This window comes from Deltaproteobacteria bacterium RBG_16_64_85 (assembly GCA_001798885.1).
In the GTDB taxonomy this organism is placed as follows: Bacteria; Desulfobacterota; Deferrimicrobia; order Deferrimicrobiales; family Deferrimicrobiaceae; genus FEB-35.
This window is the reverse complement of the sequence record MGQW01000052.1, coordinates 4,851-5,695: the sequence shown is the minus strand read 5'-3', so window position 1 is coordinate 5,695 and position 845 is coordinate 4,851. Positions and strand designations below refer to the sequence as shown.

Sequence of the window (845 nt, the reverse complement as noted above, 5' to 3'; positions counted from 1 at the left end):
TCTGCAACGCCTCGATCGGGGAAACCGCGCACGCCCTGCGAATCGTAGCGGGAGCCGCTTCGGACAACCCCAGGTACCGCACTTTGCCCTGCCGCACGAGGTCCGCCATTGCCCCGACCGTCTCCTCGATGGGCGTGTCGGGGTCGACCCGGTGCTGGTAATACAGGTCGATGACGTCCACCCCGAGGCGGCGCAGGCTGGCCTCGCAACAGGAGCGCACGTACTCGGGCTTCCCGTTGACACCCAGCCAGCTTCCGTCCGCTCCCCGAACGTTTCCGAATTTCGTCGCCAATCCGGCTTGATTCCGGCGATCGCGGATCGCCTTCCCGACAAGTTCCTCGTTGCGTCCCAGCCCGTAGACATCGGCCGTATCGAGGAAATTCATCCCCAGGTCCAGGGCACGGTGGATCGTTCGGATCGATTCCTTCTCGTCGCCCGGACCGTAGAACTCCGACATCCCCATGCACCCCAGGCCCATCCTGGACACCGCAAGGCCGCCGCTACCCAGAGGTCTTTGTCCCATTGCCGTTCTCCCCCTCCCCGATGGTTTCCAGTCTCTCCCGATTTTATCCTTTTCCCATAGATGACGGGCATTGTCCGTCGGCTTCCTATACGATGGAACCATGAGGCAAAGGGGAGGTGCACCATGGAGGACCTGGTCCATGTGGGGGAACGTTTCACGGACGAAGCCCGCTTCAGCAAGGAGGAGATCGCCGAGTTCGCGAGGCTCGCCGGCGACTTCAACCCCCTTCACCACGACGAGGAGTTCGCCAGGGCCACCCGCTTCCGAGGGATCATCGCCTGCGGGCCGCAGACCGCGTCCCGGTTCCTGGGAATGACGGCCA

At 63.7% G+C, this 845-nt stretch carries 2 pseudogenes; one reads left to right on the top strand and one right to left on the bottom strand.

Annotated features, from left to right (window positions below):
- A pseudogene (locus A2Z13_04915) lies at positions 1 to 523 on the bottom strand (aldo/keto reductase).
- Between the two features lie 123 nt (positions 524 to 646).
- Between A2Z13_04915 and A2Z13_04910 the strand changes: the two are divergent.
- A pseudogene (locus tag A2Z13_04910) lies at positions 647 to 845 on the top strand (hypothetical protein).